This window comes from Agrobacterium sp. CG160-95, from assembly GCF_053521725.1.
Window position 1 is genome coordinate 1,125,394 of sequence record NZ_JBNWDU010000001.1, and the last position, 20,664, is coordinate 1,146,057.

Genomic DNA, 20,664 nt, shown 5'->3' on the forward strand with positions numbered 1-20,664 from the left:
GTGCGTAACATTTTTTTGACAATGACCAAAATACATCCGAGGGGAATTATGGCACTCAACCTGAAGCAACGCTTTGAAAGAAAATTTGAGGAAGAAATCCGCTTTTTCAAAGGCATGGTCAGCCAGCCGAAAAAGGTCGGAGCCATCGTCCCGACATCCTCCATCACGGCAAGAAAAATGGCGAGTGTCATCGACCCGCATTCCGACTTGCCAGTTCTCGAACTCGGCCCCGGCACCGGTGTCATCACCAAGGCCATTCTGGCACGCGGCATCAAGCCGGAGCGCCTGACGGCCATCGAATATTCGACCGATTTCTACAATCAGCTTCTCAGAAGCTATCCGGGCGTCAACTTCATCAATGGCGATGCCTTCGATCTGAATGCGACACTTGGCGAGCACCAGGGCCAGATGTTCGACAGCGTCATTTCCGCCGTACCGATGCTGAATTTTCCGATGGCCGCCCGCATCAAGCTTCTCGACGAATTGCTGAAACGCGTGCCGCACGGCCGCCCCGTCATTCAGATATCCTACGGTCCGATTTCCCCGATCGTTGCGCAGCCGCATCTCTACCACATCCGCCATTTCGATTTCATCGTGCGCAACATTCCTCCGGCGCAATTGTGGACCTATACCCGGGCCTGATCACGCGGCAGAGTGGGCAAAGGCTGTCATTTCCCGGTCGTGACAGATGGTTAGGGTCCTGATTTGCCCTTCCATCGCCATTGAGGACCGTTCCCATGCATGCCCTCTACATTACCCATCCCCAGGTCCGGATCGATCCGGCGGTTCCGGTTCCGGAATGGGGACTTTCGGACTTGGGTGCACAGCGGGCGTTTGAGGCAAGCCGCCTGCCATGGGCACGCGCATTGCGCCGGATCGTGTCGAGCGCGGAAACCAAAGCCATCGAAACCGCACGAATCCTTGCTGAAACATCCCGCGCGGATATTGAGATCATCGAGGCGATGCATGAGAACGACCGGTCGGCAACAGGCTTCCTGACGCCGCCGGAATTCGAAAAGGCTGCCGACTGGTTTTTTGCTCATCCGCGAGAGAGCTTTCACGGCTGGGAACGGGCAATCGATGCGCAGGCGCGAATTGTTAACGCCGTCACGGCCGTTCTAGGCCGGCACGACCCGCAACAGCCGATTGCCTTTGTCGGCCATGGCGGCGTCGGCACGCTTTTGAAATGCCATATCGAAGGCGTCGGCATCAGTCGCAGCAAGGACCAGCCACCCGGCGGCGGCAATCTTTTCCGGTTCCCAATCGCCGAATTTTCACTTGCAGCTCAGCGCCCCACATGCGACTGGACGGCAATGGAAACATGGCAGGGATAAGACAATGACCGCGCGCGAAAAACTGATCGTCGGGCTCGATGTTCCGACTGTGCAACAAGCTGAAGACATCGTGTCGAAGATCGGCGATGAGGTTCTGTTCTACAAGATCGGCTATCAGCTGGTATTTGCCGGCGGTCTCGAATTCGCCCGCGACCTTGCCCAGAGCGGCAAGAAAGTCTTTCTCGACATGAAACTACTCGACATCGACAACACCGTCGCCTCTGGTGTCGAAAACATCGCCCGCATGGGCATGTCGATGCTGACCCTGCATGCCTACCCGAAAGCCATGCGCGCCGCAATCAAGGCAGCCGAAGGCTCTGGCCTCTGCCTGCTTGGTGTCACCGTGCTAACCTCGATGGATGATGCCGATCTTGCGGAAGCCGGCTATGCATCGGATGCCCGTTCGCTGGTGCTGCGCCGTGCGGAACAGGCGCGCGAGGCGGGCATGGGCGGCATCGTCTGTTCGGCAGAGGAATCGACGGCGGTGCGTGAAATCCTTGGCCCCGACCTTGCCGTCGTCACCCCTGGTATTCGCCCGGCCGGTGCCGAGGCGGGAGACCAGAAGCGCGTCATGACGCCTTTTGACGCCATCAAAGCCGGTTCGAGCCATCTGGTTGTCGGCCGCCCCATCGTCAAAGCAGAGGATCCGAAAGCAGCAGCCCGCGCCATTCTTGACGACATGCTGCGCGCCAGCTTTCCGGCAAATCAATAAGGACCATCGGAGGAGACGAAATGGCAAAGGGTTACTGGATCGCGCGTGTCGATGTACGCGACAACGAACGCTACAAGGACTACGTTTCGACTGCGAAGCCCGCTTTCGAGCGGTTCGGCGCCAACTTTCTCGCCCGCGGCGGTGCGTTGACCGAACTTGAGGGCAAGGCACGCGCACGCAACGTCATCATCGAATTCCCCTCTGTGCAGCACGCGATCGATTGCTACAACTCGCCCGAATACCAGGCGGCGGCCAAAATCCGCCAGGAAGTCGCCGACGCGGAGATGATGATCGTCGAAGGAATTTGACGGTCGTCAACCGCATTTCCAAAACTAGTCCCGGGCCTTGTGACAACGTCTCTTCACGCGCGCACGGCTTTGGGCTAAGAGACTGAAAAACGATTTATCGACAGCTTCTGAGGAGCCTCCCATGACCTTGGCCAACCTTCCACCCCTCGTCACCGTTTTCGGCGGTTCGGGTTTCGTCGGGCGGCATGTCGTGCGGATGCTCGCCAAGCGCGGTTATCGCATCCGCGTTGCCGTGCGCCGTCCCGATCTTGCTGGTTTCCTGCAGCCGCTCGGCAATGTCGGCCAGATCTCGTTTGCCCAGGCGAACCTGCGGTATCGCGACTCCATCGTCAAAGCCATCGAAGACGCCGACCACGTGGTCAATTGCGTTGGCATTCTGGCCGAAAGCGGCCGCAACACCTTTGACGCCGTGCAGGAATTCGGCGCGAAAGCCATTGCCGAGGCAGCCCGCAACGCCGGTGCAACGCTGACGCACATCTCCGCCATCGGTGCCGATGCCAATTCGTCGACCGGCTACGGCCGCACAAAGGGCCGCGCCGAGGCAGCAATCCATTCCGTTCTGCCCGGCGCCGTGATCCTGCGTCCTTCGATCATCTTTGGACCGGAAGACGACTTCTTCAATAAATTCGCCAAGATGGCCCGCAGCCTGCCGTTCCTGCCGCTGATCGGCGGCGGAAAAACCAAGTTTCAGCCGGTCTATGTCGAAGATGTAGCGGAGGCCGTTGCCCGCAGCGTGGATGGCAAGCTGAAGCCCGGCGCCATCTATGAACTGGGTGGCCAGGACGTCATGACGTTCCGCGACTGTCTTGAGGCGGTTCTTGCCGCAACCTACCGTCAGCGTCCTTTCGTCAACCTGCCTTTCGGCGTCGCCTCAATGATCGGAAAAATCGCTTCGCTGGTGCCGCTGATTACGCCGCCGCTGACTGTCGATCAGGTGACCATGCTGAAAAAGGATAATGTCGTTTCCGCTGACGCGGAAAAGAACGGCCTGACCCTGGAAGGCATCGGCATTACGCCCGTTCGCGTTGCTTCCGTCCTGCCGTCCTACATGGTGCACTATCGCCCGCACGGACAGTTCTCGAACGCCGGAAAAGCAGCATAAGCCTACCGTCGCGCATTAACGATCTGAACGAAAGCGGGAACCATTCCCGCTTTTTGTTTTTGCGCAATTCAATCGCAACCAAACCGCTATTGGCGCATTTCCCCCTCAACTGCAGGGGAGGTGCACCATCGACTGAAGCTGTTTTGAACAGCCGGGTAAAAGTTAACGGCAAAGTGGCCTCCACAGCCAAGCGTGGCACAAGCGCAACTGTGGAAAAGACTTCGCATTAACCCGGTATTCAGCAAGCCGCTTTATTGATAATGGCCACATTCCTAACATATCCAGAACCCTCACTTCACACACGGCGGCGTAATCCGCGCGAACGAACGTCTGAAAGGCAATAATAAAATGGGCAGATCTATCGCACTCTTTTTTGCGTGTGCGGCTTTGGTGGTTCTGGCGGGTTCTTTCATGGCGCCGGGCACGGTTGCAGCGGGCAAGAGCGGTTGCGCTCCCGCCTACGGTGTCGACCCTTGCGCAACGGCTTCGATCAGCACGAACTGATCAGCTTTCACAAGTCTCAAATAAAAAGCGCCTCCGGATTCTCCGGGGCGCTTTTTTATTTTGTCCGTGCATTGGAAACGAACGGCTATTTTAAAGCTCGGCTCAACGGTAGAGCAGAAGTGCCGCCAGACCCAGCGAGCCGATGACGATGCGCCACCAGGCAAAAGGTGCAAAACCGCGTCGCGAGACGAAGTCCAGCAGCGAGCGCACGACGAACAGGCCGGAGACGAAAGCGGCGATGAAGCCTACGGCAATCAGCGCACTGTCATCGAAGCTCAGCGCATCGCGGTTCTTGTAGAGATCGAGCACAAACGCGCCGAGCATGGTCGGCATCGCCAGGAAAAACGAGAATTCGGCGGCGGAGCGCTTGTCAGTGCCCATCAACAGCGCGCCGACAATGGTAGCGCCGGACCGGGAGGTGCCCGGAACCATCGCAAGGCACTGGAACAGACCGATCTTGAAGGCAAGCGACGGCGGATAATCCATGATGTCGGTATATCTGGGCTTCAGCGGCATCCGGTCGACGGCCAGCAATATGACGCCGCCGATAACCAGTACGATACAGATGAGGATGGGTGTTTCGAACAGCACCGTCTTGATGAAGTCATGCGCCAGAGCGCCGATCACCGCCGCCGGCAGGAAGGCGACAGCGACAGCCAGCACGAAGCGGCGCGCCTTGGCACTTGTTGGCATCGCCATGGCGATCGACACAAGCTTCTGAAAATAAACAAGAAGGATAGCAATGATCGCGCCGAGCTGAATGAGAACGGCAAAGGTGTTGCCCGGCGATTTGAAGCCGAGAAAATGCCCGGCCAGCAGCACATGCGCCGTTGAGGAAACGGGAATGAACTCCGTAAGACCCTCGATAATGCCCAGCAAAAGCGCGCTGATGATCGATTGGTCACCCATGAGGTATCCTTTTTTCAGGGGGAAGCGGGAATGGAAAGCAATTGCGTTAAACTTGTTTTAAAGTAGCCAAGCTCTTATAGCGTCTTGATGAAGCGAAACTGAAAAAGTTTTCCGGCAATTGTCGATCATGACAACCAATCGTAAAAATTGAGTACCGATGCCAACTCTCTATCACTCTCCCATGTCGACCGCATCGCGGTTCGTTCGTCTGATCCTTTCGGAATACGGGTTCCAGACCGATCTCGTGGAGGAGCAGCCGTGGGAAAGAAGGCGGGAGTTTCTGGCGCTGAATCCGGCGGGCACCCTGCCGGTCTATCTCGATGATAATATGCGCTCTCTCAGCGGTCCCTACGTGCTCGCCGAGTTTCTCGACGAAACGCACGGGGTTTTGAAGCGTGACCGGCGATTGCTGGCGGAAGACCCGTTTCAGCGGGCGGAAATCCGCCGCTTGACCGAGTGGTTCCTGCAGAAGATGGAAAACGATGTGACCCGACCGCTGGTGCGGGAGCGGGTTTATAAATTGCAGATGACGGCGGCGCAGGGTGGTGGCCCCCCGGATTCCAAGCTTCTGCGCACCGCGCGTAACAATGTTCGTCAGCACATCAAATATCTGGAATGGCTGGCGGGTTCGCGCACTTGGCTCGCCGGCGACCGATTGAGTTATGCCGATCTGGCCGCCGCCGCCTCTGTTTCGGTGCTGGATTATCTCGGCGAAATCAACTGGCTTGAAGCGCCCATTGCCAAGGAGTGGTATCAGCGGCTGAAATCGCGCCCGTCCTTCCGGCCTTTCCTCAGCGAGCGCATTCCGCGCCTTGCCCCCTCCTCCCACTACGCCGATCTGGATTTCTAGGTTCCGGCCTCCCGGTTATTTGCTGCGGCGTGTAGCTACGCATATATATGTCGCAGAGTAACCCGCAGGAGAAACGACCATCGACGTTGCCAGCGACAAGCAGCGGATACGCGCTCGCAAACTGACGGACTTCGTTCGTCAGGAGGCGCTTTCGCTCGGCTTCGATCTCTGTCGTATCACCGCGCCGGACAGCATTCCGCTGGCACCGGGACGGTTGAGGCAGTTTCTCGATAAGGGCTATCATGGCACGATGGCGTGGATGGAGGAGACCGAAGCCCGTCGCGCCGAGCCGAAAACGCTGTGGGGCGACGTGCGCTCCATTGTCATGTTCGGGCTGAATTACGGGCCTGAGGAAGATCCTCGCGGCGTTCTTTCGAAATCCGACAAGGCAGCCATTTCGGTCTATGCCCGCAACCGCGACTATCACGACGTCATAAAAGGGCGACTGAAAGAAATCGCCACCCGTTTTGCCGCGCGCGCCGGCGAGGACGTGAAGGTCTTCGTTGACACTGCGCCGGTGATGGAAAAACCGCTTGCCGCAGCCGCGGGTCTCGGCTGGCAGGGCAAACACACCAATCTGGTCAGCCGCACCCACGGTTCCTGGCTGTTTCTCGGCAGCATGTTCACCACCGCCGAGCTTTTTCTTGATGAGGCCGAGAAGGACCATTGCGGCTCCTGTCGCGCCTGTCTCGATGCCTGTCCGACGGCCGCCTTCCCCGCCCCCTACCAGCTGGACGCCCGCCGCTGCATCTCCTACCTCACCATTGAGCACAAAGGCGTCATCCCGCACGAGTTCCGGCCGATGATAGGCAACCGCATCTATGGCTGCGACGATTGCCTTGCCGCCTGTCCCTGGAACAAATTCGCGGCCAGCGCCTCCGAGATGAAGCTGCAAGCGCGCGAGGATTTGAAGGAACCTTCCATCGCCTTCCTGCTGACGCTGGACGACGCTGCATTCCGCAGCTTCTTCAGCGGCTCACCAGTCAAGCGCATCGGGCGTAACCGCTTCATCCGCAACGTGCTGATAGCGGCTGGAAACTCGCGCGACCAGCAATTCGTGCAGCAATGCAAGTCTCTCGCCGAAAAAGACCAGGCACCAGAGGTGCGCGGCATGGCCGCATGGGCTTTGTCGCAGCTTATGGACAGCGAGGAATTCCGTGCATACTCTGCCGGCCGCGCCCCGGAGCCTGATCCGGAGGCGGAAATGGAATGGCAACTGGCAGAGGCGTGACCCATGCATGTGATGATTTTCGGCGCAGGATATTCGGGCAAGGCCATCGCAAACGCGCTGAAAACCGAAACTGCAACGATATCGGGCACCACGCGCAGCACAGACAAGTTCACAAGCCTCGCCGCAACTGGCATGACACCCTTCCTGTTCGACGGTGCCCATCTTAATGACGATCTCATCGCCACAATGGCCAATGTCACCCATCTCGTGCAGTCCATCGCGCCGGGCAAGGATGGAGATCCACTGCTTGCGCTTTTGGGCGACGACCTGAAACGGCTTCTGCCCAAGCTTGAATGGATCGCTTATCTTTCCACCGTTGGCGTCTATGGCGACCATGACGGCGCATGGGTGGATGAGGAAACCCCGTGCCGCCCGGTCTCGGCCCGGTCCGTGGAACGCGTTGCTGCCGAAACCGCCTGGGCTGCGGCTGCTGAAAAAGCGGGGGTGCCGCTTGCCATCTTGCGCCTTTCCGGAATTTACGGCCCCGGACGCAATAGTTTCATGAATTTCGAAAAGGGAACGGCGCGCAGGCTGGTAAAGAAAGACCAGGTGTTCAACCGGATCCGGGTTGAGGATATTGGTGCGGCCCACGCCTTTCTGGCGCGGAGAAATGAACGCGGCGTCTTCAACGTGACGGATGATGAACCCGCCCCGCCGCAGGATGTGGTGAGCTTCGCCGCCACGTTGATGGGCGTCGAGCCGCCTCCCGAACAGGCATTCGAGACCGCCGATCTGACGCCGATGGCACGCTCCTTCTACGGCGAGAACAAGCGTGTTTCCAACGCCAGGATACGTGGCCTCGGTTTCGATTTCAGCTTCCCGGAGTACAAAATCTCCCTGACACAATTGTGGGAAAGCGGCCTCTGGCGGGGCTAAAAATCCCCCATTTAAAAGCGATGAAAAATCCTTCCAAACCCGTTTTTGAGGATGGTTTTGGTGGTTTTTCAGTCAATTAGGCTTTTATTAACCATGCAAAAATCGCTAAAATCGTAGCCATTAGAAAAATATTTCACTCACATTTCGTGAACTGGATTCACGAAGGCGTGACTTGTAACAGCATTTCCATTGAGCATTGATTCTGCGTCATTTTTTCCACTTTTCAACAATAAGGCACAGACGACACCTTTCCGGCTAACGATCACGAATGTTACAGACTGTAACACTTCGTGATTTGAGATCAGCTTTTTTTCGCCATTTTTCCCTCGCCCTACAATCTCGCATTCAAACGCGTTCAGGCCAGACAATGGCCGTTTAGCAAGGGCACAATCAATCGGCGCGGGGCCGATTTTCAGGGAAGCACAGTTTGTTGAATATCCGTCGTATAACTTTCACCGTCGCAACTATAGCCGCCTGTTCCATCATTGCGCCTCTTCAGGCGAATGCGGCAAATGGTTGCGGAGGGGCATCGTGGTATGCGTTGAGCTCCAAGACTGCTTCGGGCGAGCGTATGAACGCCGCCAACATGACCGCCGCTCACCGCTCGCTGCGGTTCGGCACCAAGGTCAAGGTTACCAATGCCCGTAACGGCAAGGCCGTTGTGGTGCGCATCAATGACCGCGGTCCGTTCATCAAGGGTCGCGTTCTCGATCTTTCCAAGGCCGCTGCCAAAAACATCGGCATGATCAGTTCCGGCACCGCCAAAGTCTGCTACGAGGTCGTCAGCGCCGATTGAGCCTTGCCCTTGCCGCCATTCGCGTCTACCAACCGGGCTAATCAGCAAAATGAGGTAGACAATGCGTTTGGGCGGGCGTTTGGCCGGAGCAATCGAAGTATTGGCGGATATTGAGGGACGCAGGCGTCCCGTTGCCGATGCTCTGAAGGACTGGGGACTTGCCCATCGTTTCGCGGGTTCGGGTGACAGGGCCGCGATCGGCAACATCGTCTATGACGCGCTGCGCATGAAACTGTCACACGCCTGGCTGATGGATGACGACAGCGCCGCCTCGCTTGGTTATGCAGTTCTGCTGCGCCAATGGGGCAAGAGCTTTTCGGAACTTGCGGCGGAATTCGACGGCGACAAATTTGCCCCTGCCGCGCCTGATGAAGAAAAGCAGAAAGCCTTTCTCTCCCGTTCTCTCGCCGATGCACCAGCCCATATTCAGGGCGACATTCCCGAATGGGTTCAAGCATCCTTCGAGACGGCGTTCGGAGAGGGCTGGCTTGCCGAGGCGCAGGCGCTGAACCAGCGCCCGACACTTGATCTGCGGGCCAACACGCTGAAGGCCACTCGCGACAAGGTGCTGAAGGCGCTGGAAGAGAGCGGTGCGGAAGCAACGCATATAGCCCGTCAGGGTGTCCGCATCCCCGCCGGCGAAGGCCCTTCCCGCCTGCCGAATGTGACCGCCGAACTGTCCTTCCAGAAAGGCTGGTTCGAAGTTCAGGACGAGGGATCGCAGATCGTTGCCGATCTTGCCGGCGCGCATGAAGGCGAACAGATCCTCGATTATTGCGCCGGTGGCGGCGGCAAGACGCTGGCCATGGCCGCCAGCATGAACAACAAGGGTCAGGTTCACGCCTTCGACGCCGATCGCAAGCGGCTCGCGCCGATTATCGAGCGGCTGAAACGAGCCGGCACGCGCAATGTACAGGTTCATGACCGCGCAGCCGGACTTGTCCCGTTTCATGAAAAATTCGATCGCGTTCTGGTGGACGCCCCCTGCACTGGCACCGGAACATGGCGCCGGCGGCCCGACACCAAATGGCGGCTGACGACACGCAATCTGGAAGAACGGGTACAGCAGCAGGGCGAGGCCCTTTCGCAGGCCAAGGGTTTTGTGCGCCCCGGCGGCGAGCTGCTTTATGTCACCTGCTCGGTTCTGCCCGAGGAAAACGAGCAGCAGGTCAAGCGCTTCTGCGAAGAAAATCCGCAATTCTATATCGGTTCGGCACTGGAACGCTGGCAGACGACTTTTGGCGGCAATGCAAACAAACCGCATTCCTCTGACGGCAAGACAGTGACGCTGACGCCTGCAACTACAGATACGGACGGTTTCTTCTTCTGCGTAATGAAACGCAAAGCCTGAAACAGGTTTTGCACGCGCTGATTTTACTTCGAAAAATACCGAGTAGCTTGTTTCAAAGCATTCTAAACTAGAATATTTGACACAAGTTTGCGATTGGGTCAGAACTCGCTTGCCGCAGCGTGAAGTTATTTCACGCCTGCCCAAGGAGAGGGATCATGATCCGCAAAACCATTCTCAGCGCGTCTTTCGCGCTTCTGGCCGCATCCGCGACCTTCACCGCGCTTCCCGCCCGCGCTGCGACCGACGCCGCCGCTGTCGTCAAGCATTACGCCGACGTCGCGCATGCGAAATACGAGGATTCGCTGACCACGGCGAAGGCGCTGGACAAGGCAATCGACGCGCTGATCGCAACACCGAGCGAAGGAACGCTGAAAGCTGCACGTGAAGCGTGGATCAAGGCGCGCGTTCCATACCAGCAATCGGAAGTCTACCGGTTCGGCAACCCTGTGGTCGACGCCTGGGAAGGCAAGGTAAACGCCTGGCCGCTGGATGAAGGCCTGATCGACTATGTCGACGGTTCCTACGGCACCGAGAGCGACGAGAACGAGCTTTACGTCGCAAACATCATCGCCAATCCGAAAATCAAGATCAGCGGCGAAGATGTCGATACCTCGAAGATCACCCCCGAACTGATCGAAAGCCTGCACGAGGCGGGCGATGTCGAAGCCAATGTGACGACCGGTTACCACGCCATCGAATTCCTGCTCTGGGGACAGGACCTGAACGGCACCGGACCGGGTGCGGGCAACCGCCCCTATACCGACTACGACAAGAAGAATTGCACGAACGGCAATTGCGACCGCCGCGCCGATTACCTGAAGTCCGCCTCCACCCTGCTGATCAAGGATCTTCAGGAAATGGTGGACGCCTGGGCGCCGGAAGGCGAAGCCACCAAGACAGTGGAAGCCGACCCGAAAGCCGGCCTGACCGCCATTCTCACCGGCATGGGCTCTCTTTCCTATGGCGAGCTGGCAGGGGAGCGCATGAAGCTCGGCCTTCTGCTGCACGATCCGGAAGAGGAGCATGATTGCTTCTCCGACAATACCTATAATTCGCATCTTAACGACGCCATCGGCATCGCATCTGCCTATACCGGCGAATATACCCGTGTGGATGGAACGAAGATGACCGGCGCCTCGCTGTCGGAGCTGGTCGGCGCCAAGGACAAGGCGCTGAACGACGAGATGACGGCGAAGCTGAACAAGACGCTCGACGCCATGCATGCCATGGAAAAGCGTGCCCAGACGGTCGAGGCCTACGACCAGATGATCGGCGAAGGCAACAAGGAAGGCAACGCCGTGGTTCAGGCGGCCATCGACGGCCTTCTCGACCAGACGAAAACCGTCGAACGCGTGATTGCGGCACTCGATCTCGGCAAGATCGAACTTGAGGGTTCCGCCAGCCTCGATAATCCGAACGCCGTCTTCAAATAAGAGCCAATGCGGGCCGCAGATCGCTGCGGCCCGCCATTCCCATGCTTTCCATGAAGTCATCGCTGCCGCGGATCCGCAAGCCGTTATTCTTCGCCGGGGCAGCCTGCCTTGTGGCATCGATGGTGCTTGCCGCGCCGCTTCGTGACGATCTGACGGAAAAAGACCAAAGCCGCGTTCAGGCTGTCACCGCGCCGACAATGGATTTTACCATGCCGGAGCCCTTCGAGGCCATGTCCGGCGGGGCAACGACCAGCACCCATAAAGCCGATAGCGGCGCGTTTTCGCATCCATCCGCAACAATGCCGTTTGAGCGAAAACAGGATTTCAAGCTCGGCAATGCGCTGTTCCAGAAGCTCTGGGTGTCTTCCCCCTCCTCCACGCAAGCCTCAGACGGGTTGGGGCCGCTCTATAACGCCCGATCCTGCCAGGCCTGCCATGTGAAGGACGGCAGAGGCCGACCGCCACTTGCCGGCGAAGATGCCGTCTCCCTGTTTCTGCGGCTGGCCCGGCCTGCCCGCAACGAGGCGGAACGGGCAGCGATTGCGCGCCACGAGGTGTTGAATTTTCCCGACGAGACCTATGGCCGGCAGCTTCAGAACGTTGCCATTCCCGGCCTCGCTGCAGAGGGCAAACCTGTCGTCACCTATATCGAGAAACCCGTGCGGCTGGCCGACGGCGAGGTGGTGATGCTGCGCAAGCCAGACTATGCCGTGGCAGGCCTGCACTATGGCCCCCTGGGCGTCGATACGACTTTGTCGGCGCGGATTGCCATGCCAACCCTTGGGCTTGGGCTGATCGAGGCCATTGCCGATGCCGATATTCTGGCCGGCGCCGATCCGGATAACAAAAATGGCGACGGCATTTCCGGGCGCCCTGCTTTTGTACGGGATCACCGGACCGGCGAAGTGAAGCTCGGCCGATTTGGCTGGAAAGCCCAGAACGCCAGCGTCCGCGACCAGAGCGCCAGCGCCTTCTCCCACGATATCGGCATTTCCACGCCGGATGCACAAAACGCCTATGGTGATTGCACCGACGTTCAAAAAGACTGTCTTGCCATGCCGACCGGCGTGCAGCCACGGCTTGGGCCAGTGGAGGCGCCGGACCCCATTCTCGATCTCGTGACCTTTTACACCGAAAACCTTGCAGTGCCGCAGCGCCGCGATGTGGGTGATCCCACCGTGTTGCGGGGAAAGCAGCTTTTTTACGCATCTGGCTGCACATCCTGCCATACACCGAAATTCGTCACCCGCCGTGACGCTGCCGACCCCATGCAGTCTTTCCAGCTGATCTGGCCCTACTCGGATTTTCTGCTGCACGACATGGGAGAGGAGCTTGCCGATGGCCAGCAGGTGGGCGAAGCAAACGGGCAGGAATGGCGAACCCAGCCGCTCTGGGGTATCGGTCTGACGCAAAGCGTGAATGGCAACGGCTTTTACCTGCATGACGGGCGGGCGCGCAGCCTGACAGAAGCGATATTATGGCACGGCGGCGAAGCGCAAAAAGCGCGCGATGCCTTTGCCGCCTTGCAAAAATCCGACCGGCAGGCTTTGCTGGCTTTTCTGGAGTCCCTTTGATGAAAAATGCCATGCGAAAAATACCCGGTCTCATCTCCGTGCTGCTGCTTTTGGGTATGCGGCCCGCAATGGCGCAGGATGTGGAGCTGATGCCGCCGCCACCACTCGACCCCGTACAGGTGCGGGGCGTGATGGAAAAAGCGGTGAACGGTTTCATCCGTCCCGGCTATGACCACTTCCGGCAATCGGCAGAGAAGCTGGAAGGCAGCATGAAGGCTTTCTGCGCCGCCCCTTCCAAGACGACGGATGAAGCGGCCAAAGCGGCCTTTGCCGATACGGTCTCCAGTTGGTCAACCATCGAGATCGTTCGGGTCGGCCCGGTGATCGAGCACAACCGCTTCGAACGTGTGCTCTATTACCCAGACAAGAAGGGTCTTGGCCTGAAACAGGTACAGCGTTACCTTGCGGAAAAGGACGAAAGCGTCACCAGCGCCGAGAGCCTGAAGGGCAAGAGTGTCGCAGCGCAGGGCCTCGGCGCGCTGGAATTCGTGCTCTATGGCGCCGGAGCGGGTGACCTGTTCGACAAGAAGGGCGATTTCCGTTGCCGTTATGGCGCGGCGATTGCCGGCAACGTTGCCAATGTGGCGGCGGAGCTTTCCGACAGCTGGAACGCACCTGATGGAGCGCAGAAAAACTGGACGCAGCCCGGCGCGGATAATCCCGTCTTTCGCGATGAGCGTGAGGCGCTGGTTGCGCTGCTTGGCATTCTCGTACACGGCGCCGAAGCAATCCGCGACCAGCGCATAGAGACGTTCTACAAGGGGCCGGACAAGGCGAAGTTTCCCCGCACGGCGATCTACTGGCGGTCCGGCCTGACGTGGAAAAGCATTGCCGCAAACATCAAGGCCGTTCAGACACTCCTGCACACGGCCGATATGGTCGAACTCGTGCCATCCGACCAGCGCTCCATCGTCAACTCCATCGATTTCATCGCCAAATCGATGATTCGCATTGCCGGAACGATTGATACCAACGTGGAACAGGCGCTAGATGACGACCAGCAACGCGCCAAGGTGGATTACCTGCTGCTGAACGGCAAAGACCTGATCTACCGCCTCAACGACCAGTATGGCGGCGCAATCGGTCTCAGCTCCGGCTTTTCCTTCGCCGACGGAGACTGAGGCGGTGATATCATGCAAAAAGCCGACGCTGATAGACAGGCGCAGCTTCATCAAGGCGGCGGGCATTCCGTTCCTAGCGGCGCTCGCTCCCGGCTCGCTGCATGCGCTTGAACGCGCCGACGCTGTCTTCGCTTCCGCTTTTCGCACCCATGACGGTTTCTACGGCATTGCGACTGTGAGCGAACGCGGCGAGATCATCGACCGTGTTGCGCTCCCAGCCCGCGCCCATGGAATGGCAACGAGCCATGCGACCGGCATGACAGTGGCCTTTGCGCGCCGGCCCGGCACCTTCTTCATGGCCTTTGACCCCGCGCGACGCCGCGAGCCTGTCGTGATGCACACGCCGGAAAACCGCCACTTCTACGGCCACGGACAATTTTCTCCCGACGGTGCGATCCTCTACGCCAGCGAAAACGACTTCGATGGCAATCGCGGTGTTATCGGGCTTTACGATGCCCGCAACGGATTTGCCCGCATCGGTGAATACGACGCCCACGGCATTGGCACCCATGACATGACCGTGAGCGACGATGGCAGGCTGATAGTGATCGCCAATGGCGGCATCGAGACCCACCCGGATTTTGGCCGAACCAAACTCAATGTCGACAGCATGCAGCCGTCGCTTGTGCTTCTGGACGCCGCCAGCGGCCAGTTGATCCAGAAACATTCGATGCCAGACCAATTGCGACAGCTTTCCACCCGCCATGTCGATCTCGGCGATGACGGGCGTGTCTGGTTCGCCTGCCAATATGAGGGACCGCGCAACGATCTTCCGCCGCTTGTTGGCCATTTCTCGAAGGGCGAGGACCTTGCCTTCGTCGATCTACCAGAGCAAACGACGGTGCGCCTTGCCAATTATGTCGGTGCCATCGCGGTCAACCGGCGCGATGGCCTGGTGGGCCTGACCTCACCCAACGGCAACGCGGCCGTGACGCTGGATGCGAAAACCGGGCGTGTTGTATCAGAGACGACCGTGCGGGAGGCTGCGGGCGTTGCCCCCGCCATAAAGGGCATTGCGGTTTCTTCCTATGACGGATTTTTCGAGGCTATTCGCAGCGACGTGGCGTGGGACCAGCATATCGTGCGTATTTCAGGCTAGAATACTGAAAATGCACCGGAACAAAAAAGACCAAAAAGCATTTGAGGCGTCATGAAAAACCTTTCCGTGTATATCATTTTCGTGGTTGTGGTTGTTGCGCTGGGTGCGCTCATCGGCATCAACAACGTGCCGGGCGAATGGTACCAGTCGCTTCAGAAGCCGCCCTTCAACCCGCCCAACTGGATATTCGGCCCGGTTTGGACGACGCTCTACGTGATGATCGGCATTGCAGGCGCGCGAACATGGATCGTGAGACCAGCGGGCACGCGCATGCGTCTCTGGTTCACGCAGCTGGTGCTGAATTTCCTGTGGTCGCCCATCTTTTTCGGCATGCAAAGCCCGACAGGCGCGCTCGTCATCATCGTGCCTATGCTGATCTGCATTCTGGCTTTCATTGCGCTCACCTATAGTCGCGACCGCATCTCCATGTGGCTTTTCGTGCCCTACGCCCTTTGGGTCGCCTTTGCCACGCTGCTGAATGCCAGCATCGCCGTGCTGAACTAATTGCTCCTGCGGCACTTGCCTTGCCCGCCGCCACACGCCATGTCAGTTTGCGGTGAGGACAAAAGCAGGCAGGTAAGCCAATGGAGATCACGGATCCCGGCGATTTTCGTCAGCGGATAGAAAGAAGCTTTGCGCGGCAGGGTGTGGTGCAGGCAATCGGTGCGCAGATAAGCCGCATCGAACACCGTCTGGTGGAAATCGAGCTGCCGTTTCATGAAAAGCTGACACAGCAGCACGGCATATTGCATGCCGGTGTCATTGCCGCCGGCCTGGATACCGCGTGCACCTATGCCGCCTATACGATCATAGAGCCGGAAGCCTCGCTGCTGACAATCGAGTTCAAGGTCAACCTCATGTCGCCCGGGCGCGGCGAGCGGTTCCTGTTTCGTGGCGAAATCATCAAGCCGGGCAACAACCTGATCGTTGCCGATGGCCGCGCTTACGCCCTTTCCGACGGGCCGGCGAAGCTCATCGCCTCCATGACAGGCACGATGATGGTGGTAAAGGGCCGCGAGGATATTACCGGATGAGCTACCGGCTTTTGCATGTTGCAGACAAATCCATACTTTTCGTCATGGCGGCTTCCGCCGAATACGGCCCCCACCTGCAGGCGCGCATCGCGCCCTTGATGACCGGCGTCGGCCCGGTCGAGGCAGCGATTTCGGTCACGGCAATTCTTGCCGGTCTCGATGCGGCGGACCATCTGCCTGACCTTGTCGTTTCGCTCGGCTCCGCCGGCTCGCGGACGCTCGACCAGACTGGCATCTATCAGGCGATTTCTGTTGCCTATCGCGACATGGATGCCTCAGCCTTCGGTTTTGAAAAGGGTCGCACGCCGTTTCTCGATCTGCCGGCCGAGGTGGCCTTGCCCCTGCGCATACCCGATATTGCCGAGGCGCGGCTTTCCACGGGCGCCAACGTCGTCTCTGGTGCCGCCTATGGGTCGATCGATGCCGATATGGTGGAAATGGAAACCTATGCCGTGCTCCGGGCCTGCCAGCGCTTCGGCGTGCCGCTCATCGGCCTGCGCGGTATTTCCGATGGCAGGGAAGATGTGAACCATGTGGACGACTGGACGGAATACCTGCATATCATCGATGAAAAGCTCGCAGACGCCGTCGACAGGCTTTGCCGCGCTATCGAAGACGGTGCGATCACCCTTTGAACCTCGCGATTTTAGTAAATTTCCGCTGTTAGATGCCCGCTTCCGGGTTGCCTAAAGCCGCCATTTTCTTTAAAGGCTCGCCATGACCCAGATAGCCCATCCCGACAGCATTCTCATCATCGATTTCGGCAGCCAAGTGACGCAGCTGATTGCGCGCCGCATCCGCGAAGCCGGGGTCTATTGCGAAATCCACCCGTTTCAGAATGCCGCAGAGGCGTTTGAGAAGCTCCAGCCCAAGGGCGTGATCTTCTCCGGCGGCCCCGCATCTGTAACGGCGGAAGGCAGCCCGCGTGCGCCGCAGGCGGTGTTCGACAGCAAGGTTCCGATCCTCGGCATCTGCTACGGCCAGCAGACGCTCTGCACCCAGCTTGGCGGCGTTGTCGAGGGCGGTCACGCGGCGGAATTCGGGCGCGCCGATATCGACATCAAAAAGGCAAGCCCTCTGTTCGACGGTTTCTGGGAACAGGGCAAGAGCTATCCCGTCTGGATGAGCCACGGCGACCGCGTGACGAAACTGCCGGAAGGTTTCGAGGTTATCGCAACCTCCGAGAACGCACCCTTCGCCATAGCTGCCGACGAGACACGCCACTATTACACCACCATGTTCCACCCGGAAGTGGTGCATACGCCTGATGGCGGCAAGCTGCTCTCCAACTTCGTGCACAAGATCGTCGGTCTCAAATCCGATTGGACGATGGCAGCCTATCGCGCCGAGATGATCCGCAAGATCCGCGATCAGGTCGGCACCGGGCGCGTGCTCTGCGCACTCTCCGGCGGCGTCGATTCCTCGGTTGCGGCGATCCTCATCCATGAGGCGATCGGTGACCAGCTGACCTGCGTTTACGTCGACCATGGTCTGATGCGGCTTGGCGAAAGCGAGCAGGTCGTCGGCATGTTCCGCGACCATTACAATATTCCGCTGGTACATGTGGATGCCGCAGACATGTTCCTGGGCCAGCTTTCTGGCGTCTCCGACCCGGAAGTGAAGCGCAAGACTATCGGCCGTTTGTTCATCGAGGTCTTCGAGGCGGAAGCTGCCAAGATCGCAGCAGACGGCAAGGGTGCTCCGAATTTCCTCGCGCAGGGCACGCTTTACCCTGACGTCATCGAGAGCGTTTCCTTCTCCGGCGGTCCTTCCGTCACCATCAAGAGCCACCACAATGTCGGTGGCCTTCCCGAGCGCATGAACATGCAGCTGGTGGAGCCGCTGCGCGAGCTCTTCAAGGACGAGGTGCGTGCGCTTGGCCGTGAACTCGGCCTGCCGGAAAGCTTCATCGGCCGCCATCCCTTCCCCGGCCCGGGTCTGGCGATCCGTTGCCCCGGTGCGGTCACCCGCGAGAAGCTCGATATTCTGCGCAAGGCAGATGCAATCTATCTCGACGAAATCCGCAAGGCGGGTCTTTACGACACCATATGGCAGGCCTTCGCAGTGCTGCTGCCGGTGCAGACCGTGGGCGTCATGGGTGACTACCGCACCTATGACTTCGTCTGTGCGCTCCGCGCTGTGACGTCCGTGGATGGCATGACGGCGGATTTCTACCCCTACGACATGAATTTCCTCGGCCGCGCCGCGACCCGCATCATCAACGAAGTCCGCGGCATCAACCGTGTCGTCTATGACGTGACGAGCAAGCCGCCCGGCACGATCGAGTGGGAATAAAACGAAGGCGGAGCAATTCCGCCTTTTGTTCCTCTTTTGTTCTTTATTTTATCACCGCGCAATGATAGGTTTCCGGCCTTGGTATAAGGCTGTGGAGCATCGTCATGGAGTGCGAGTTGGCGGACGAAAGAGCCTTAAGGCAGCTTTGTTTTGATGGGCTGGAGCCGCAGAAAATACGGCGCATCAATCCGCGCTTTCGAAACAAGCTCCTGCTACTGCTGAAGCCACCACGGCAATTGGCGGAAAGAATTTTTGTCGATGCGTCGCATCATGCCAAGGGTCGGACAACCCGCGAGGCATATCCCGCCGAGCTTCTGCACATAACCCTGCTGTGTTTGGGATGTTTCGAGACAATCCCTCACGGACTGACAAGCAGGCTGAAGGCGGCAATGGGTGCGGTAAACGCGCGGCCTGTTCCAGTCACCCTGGACGCAAGCGCGCTTTTCGGCAATCGCAATAGTCTGGTGCTGCGAAACGGTGGTGATCTGCCGGAGATCAACGCTCTGGTGAAGCTGCTGCAACGCGCGCTTCGACAGGCAAACCTTCCCTATATCGCGGCACCATCTTACACGCCGCATATCACGATGATTTATGGCTGCGGGAAGATAGAGCCGATGCCGGCAGGAAAACCCTATAGCTGGCTTGCGGGTAATTTCGAGCTTGTTTTCAGCCATAATGGCGAAACGCGACATGAGTCCCTTGGACGCTTCGCACTCTCCGCAAAAGCAGATCGTTATGAGCCGCTCGAAAGCCAGCTGCATTTACCGGATAAACTGATCGGTCCGAGAAAACGGCCGAACCGAAAGCAGGCGGAACGCTAAGGCCCGCCAACATATACGCACGAGCGAGGCGATGTCGCCTCGCTGCAAACGATAATCAGCTTAGAGCTGAACCTTGTCGAAAGCCTTGCCGTCGATGCCAAGCGCTTCGAGGTCGGCGCGGGCCGGCTTGCGATGCGCGCGGACAGCGGCCGAAACCGAAAGTGCGGCACCAAGAACGGCGAAAGTTTCGCCAAAGAAGTTACGCGATGTCTTTGCAACCTGACGCATTTTTCTCTCCATCTTTGATGCCCAGATAATGGGCATTTTTGTCCTCTGCTACAACTCATGATGTAGCAGGGAAGCCATGCAGCTTTGCTCGCGCTCGTTTGGATGTCAGACACTGCATTTTTGCATGGCTCGAATTCCGTGCTTCAGGCTGCGGGTTGAATACGGCGCATTATTTGTTATGCCGGAAGTTCAAGACAAAGAGGCAGGCAACATGACGGTCACCATTTACGGCATCAAGAACTGCGACACGATGAAAAAGGCCAGAAGCTGGCTGGAAGCCAACGGTGTCGACTATTCTTTCCATGACTACAAGACGGCCGGCATCGACCAGGCCCATCTCGAAACATGGTGCGATGCCGCGGGCTGGGAAACGGTTCTGAACCGGGCCGGCACTACCTTCAAAAAACTGGACGATAGCCAGAAAGCCGATCTTACCCGCGAAAAGGCCATTGGCCTGATGCTGGAGCAGCCCTCCATGATCAAGCGACCGGTGCTGGAGGCAAAGGAGACGATAACCGTCGGCTTCAAGCCGGAAACCTATCAGTCCCTCTTTGCGTGAGCGCAGGCCACCATGTCCAAGACAACCCGCGCTACCCAGATGCTGAACAAGGCCGATGTGAACTTCACCACAGTTACCTATGACTACGACCCGAATGCCGACCGGATCGGCCTGCAGGCGGCCGAAGCTATCGGCGAACCGCCACATCTGGTTCTGAAAACACTGATGGCCGAGCTGGATGGCAAGCCGGTCTGCGTCGTCGTCCCGTCCGACCGGGAAGTGAGCATGAAGAAGCTCGCCGCCGCCTTCGGGGGAAAATCTGCCAGCATGATGAAGCCCGCCGATGCGGAGCGGGCAACCGGTTATCATGTGGGCGGCATCAGCCCTTTTGGACAGAAGAAACAGGTTCCGACCGCCATAGAGGCTGGGGCCATGACCCATTCCTATGTCTACATGAATGGTGGCCAGCGCGGTTTGCAGGTAAGGCTTTCCCCCGGCGACGCGCAGGCGGCGCTGAAAGCCATTGTCGCACCTTTGGTGGCCGATTGACATCTCGACACAGCTTTGAAAGCATTTGGCTTTCGAAG

23 protein-coding genes are annotated in these 20,664 nt (G+C 58.6%); 21 read left to right on the forward strand and 2 right to left on the reverse strand.

Features of this window, described 5'->3' with window-relative positions:
* Positions 1-48 precede the first annotated feature (48 nt).
* The 5 genes from pmtA to ACQZ63_RS05595 all read left to right on the forward strand — a co-directional run bounded on the left by pmtA (position 49) and on the right by ACQZ63_RS05595 (position 3,456).
* A complete protein-coding gene (gene pmtA / locus ACQZ63_RS05575; RefSeq protein ID WP_003514702.1) occupies positions 49-642 on the forward strand; it encodes a phospholipid N-methyltransferase PmtA in 594 nt (197 codons plus the stop codon).
* 95 nt (positions 643-737) lie between these two features.
* Positions 738-1,334, forward strand: a complete 597-nt coding sequence (locus ACQZ63_RS05580) for a histidine phosphatase family protein (RefSeq protein WP_065688390.1) — start codon at positions 738-740, stop codon at positions 1,332-1,334.
* A 4-nt stretch (positions 1,335-1,338) separates the two neighbouring features.
* Positions 1,339-2,046: an orotidine-5'-phosphate decarboxylase gene (gene pyrF / locus ACQZ63_RS05585; RefSeq protein ID WP_113555586.1), complete on the forward strand. Its 708-nt coding sequence runs from the start codon at positions 1,339-1,341 to the stop codon at positions 2,044-2,046.
* A gap of 20 nt (positions 2,047-2,066) precedes the next feature.
* Positions 2,067-2,354 (forward strand): DUF1330 domain-containing protein, encoded by a 288-nt coding sequence (locus ACQZ63_RS05590; RefSeq protein WP_003514697.1) that lies wholly within the window; start codon positions 2,067-2,069, stop codon positions 2,352-2,354.
* A 121-nt stretch (positions 2,355-2,475) separates the two neighbouring features.
* Positions 2,476-3,456: a complex I NDUFA9 subunit family protein gene (locus tag ACQZ63_RS05595; protein ID WP_003514695.1), complete on the forward strand. Its 981-nt coding sequence runs from the start codon at positions 2,476-2,478 to the stop codon at positions 3,454-3,456.
* Positions 3,457-4,062: 606 nt separating this feature from the next.
* Here the strand turns inward: ACQZ63_RS05595 and ACQZ63_RS05600 are convergent.
* The gene (locus ACQZ63_RS05600; protein ID WP_019564454.1) at positions 4,063-4,869 is read right to left on the reverse strand and encodes an undecaprenyl-diphosphate phosphatase; all 807 of its coding nucleotides are present in this window, start codon (positions 4,867-4,869) and stop codon (positions 4,063-4,065) included.
* Between the two features lie 157 nt (positions 4,870-5,026).
* Between ACQZ63_RS05600 and ACQZ63_RS05605 the strand changes: the two genes are divergently transcribed.
* The 14 genes from ACQZ63_RS05605 to ACQZ63_RS05670 all read left to right on the forward strand — a co-directional run bounded on the left by ACQZ63_RS05605 (position 5,027) and on the right by ACQZ63_RS05670 (position 19,350).
* Entirely contained in the window at positions 5,027-5,719 is a 693-nt protein-coding gene (locus ACQZ63_RS05605) for a glutathione S-transferase family protein (RefSeq protein WP_003514689.1), read from the forward strand.
* Positions 5,720-5,798: 79 nt separating this feature from the next.
* Positions 5,799-6,950, forward strand: a complete 1,152-nt coding sequence (gene queG / locus ACQZ63_RS05610) for a tRNA epoxyqueuosine(34) reductase QueG (RefSeq protein WP_113555587.1) — start codon at positions 5,799-5,801, stop codon at positions 6,948-6,950.
* Positions 6,951-6,953: 3 nt separating this feature from the next.
* Positions 6,954-7,826, forward strand: coding sequence for an SDR family oxidoreductase (locus ACQZ63_RS05615; RefSeq protein ID WP_111795051.1), 873 nt, complete (start codon positions 6,954-6,956; stop codon positions 7,824-7,826).
* Between the two features lie 427 nt (positions 7,827-8,253).
* A complete protein-coding gene (locus tag ACQZ63_RS05620) occupies positions 8,254-8,622 on the forward strand; it encodes a septal ring lytic transglycosylase RlpA family protein (RefSeq protein WP_013635343.1) in 369 nt (122 codons plus the stop codon).
* Positions 8,623-8,683: 61 nt separating this feature from the next.
* A complete protein-coding gene (locus tag ACQZ63_RS05625) occupies positions 8,684-9,973 on the forward strand; it encodes an RsmB/NOP family class I SAM-dependent RNA methyltransferase (RefSeq protein ID WP_065703710.1) in 1,290 nt (429 codons plus the stop codon).
* Between the two features lie 155 nt (positions 9,974-10,128).
* A complete protein-coding gene (locus ACQZ63_RS05630) occupies positions 10,129-11,406 on the forward strand; it encodes an imelysin family protein (RefSeq protein WP_003514680.1) in 1,278 nt (425 codons plus the stop codon).
* Between the two features lie 41 nt (positions 11,407-11,447).
* Positions 11,448-12,980: a di-heme oxidoreductase family protein gene (locus ACQZ63_RS05635; protein WP_113555588.1), complete on the forward strand. Its 1,533-nt coding sequence runs from the start codon at positions 11,448-11,450 to the stop codon at positions 12,978-12,980.
* Positions 12,980-14,101, forward strand: a complete 1,122-nt coding sequence (locus ACQZ63_RS05640; protein WP_113555589.1) for an imelysin family protein — start codon at positions 12,980-12,982, stop codon at positions 14,099-14,101. Before ACQZ63_RS05635 ends, ACQZ63_RS05640 begins: the two co-directional genes overlap by 1 nt.
* A gap of 4 nt (positions 14,102-14,105) precedes the next feature.
* A complete protein-coding gene (locus tag ACQZ63_RS05645; protein WP_113555655.1) occupies positions 14,106-15,200 on the forward strand; it encodes a DUF1513 domain-containing protein in 1,095 nt (364 codons plus the stop codon).
* A 51-nt stretch (positions 15,201-15,251) separates the two neighbouring features.
* Positions 15,252-15,704 (forward strand): TspO/MBR family protein, encoded by a 453-nt coding sequence (locus tag ACQZ63_RS05650; RefSeq protein ID WP_003514671.1) that lies wholly within the window; start codon positions 15,252-15,254, stop codon positions 15,702-15,704.
* Positions 15,705-15,784: 80 nt separating this feature from the next.
* Positions 15,785-16,234 carry a PaaI family thioesterase gene (locus ACQZ63_RS05655; protein ID WP_003514669.1) on the forward strand — a complete coding sequence of 150 codons (450 nt, stop codon included), beginning with the start codon at positions 15,785-15,787 and terminating at the stop codon, positions 16,232-16,234.
* On the forward strand, positions 16,231-16,869 hold the full coding sequence (locus ACQZ63_RS05660) for a 5'-methylthioadenosine/S-adenosylhomocysteine nucleosidase (RefSeq protein WP_013635336.1): 639 nt from the start codon (positions 16,231-16,233) through the stop codon (positions 16,867-16,869). The genes ACQZ63_RS05655 and ACQZ63_RS05660 overlap by 4 nt, the downstream gene beginning before the upstream one ends.
* An 82-nt stretch (positions 16,870-16,951) precedes the next feature.
* Complete coding sequence (guaA, locus tag ACQZ63_RS05665; RefSeq protein ID WP_003514664.1) at positions 16,952-18,529, forward strand: glutamine-hydrolyzing GMP synthase; 1,578 nt, start codon at positions 16,952-16,954, stop codon at positions 18,527-18,529.
* 104 nt (positions 18,530-18,633) lie between these two features.
* Positions 18,634-19,350 carry a 2'-5' RNA ligase family protein gene (locus ACQZ63_RS05670; protein ID WP_013635335.1) on the forward strand — a complete coding sequence of 239 codons (717 nt, stop codon included), beginning with the start codon at positions 18,634-18,636 and terminating at the stop codon, positions 19,348-19,350.
* 60 nt (positions 19,351-19,410) lie between these two features.
* Here the strand turns inward: ACQZ63_RS05670 and ACQZ63_RS05675 are convergent, their stop codons facing one another.
* Complete coding sequence (locus tag ACQZ63_RS05675) at positions 19,411-19,578, reverse strand: hypothetical protein (protein ID WP_003503889.1); 168 nt, start codon at positions 19,576-19,578, stop codon at positions 19,411-19,413.
* Positions 19,579-19,789: 211 nt separating this feature from the next.
* Between ACQZ63_RS05675 and ACQZ63_RS05680 the strand changes: the two genes are divergently transcribed.
* Both ACQZ63_RS05680 and ybaK read left to right on the forward strand, forming a co-directional pair.
* The gene (locus ACQZ63_RS05680; RefSeq protein WP_025592205.1) at positions 19,790-20,137 is read left to right on the forward strand and encodes an ArsC family reductase; all 348 of its coding nucleotides are present in this window, start codon (positions 19,790-19,792) and stop codon (positions 20,135-20,137) included.
* Between the two features lie 12 nt (positions 20,138-20,149).
* Positions 20,150-20,626 carry a Cys-tRNA(Pro) deacylase gene (gene ybaK / locus ACQZ63_RS05685; RefSeq protein ID WP_113555590.1) on the forward strand — a complete coding sequence of 159 codons (477 nt, stop codon included), beginning with the start codon at positions 20,150-20,152 and terminating at the stop codon, positions 20,624-20,626.
* Positions 20,627-20,664: the final 38 nt, after the last annotated feature.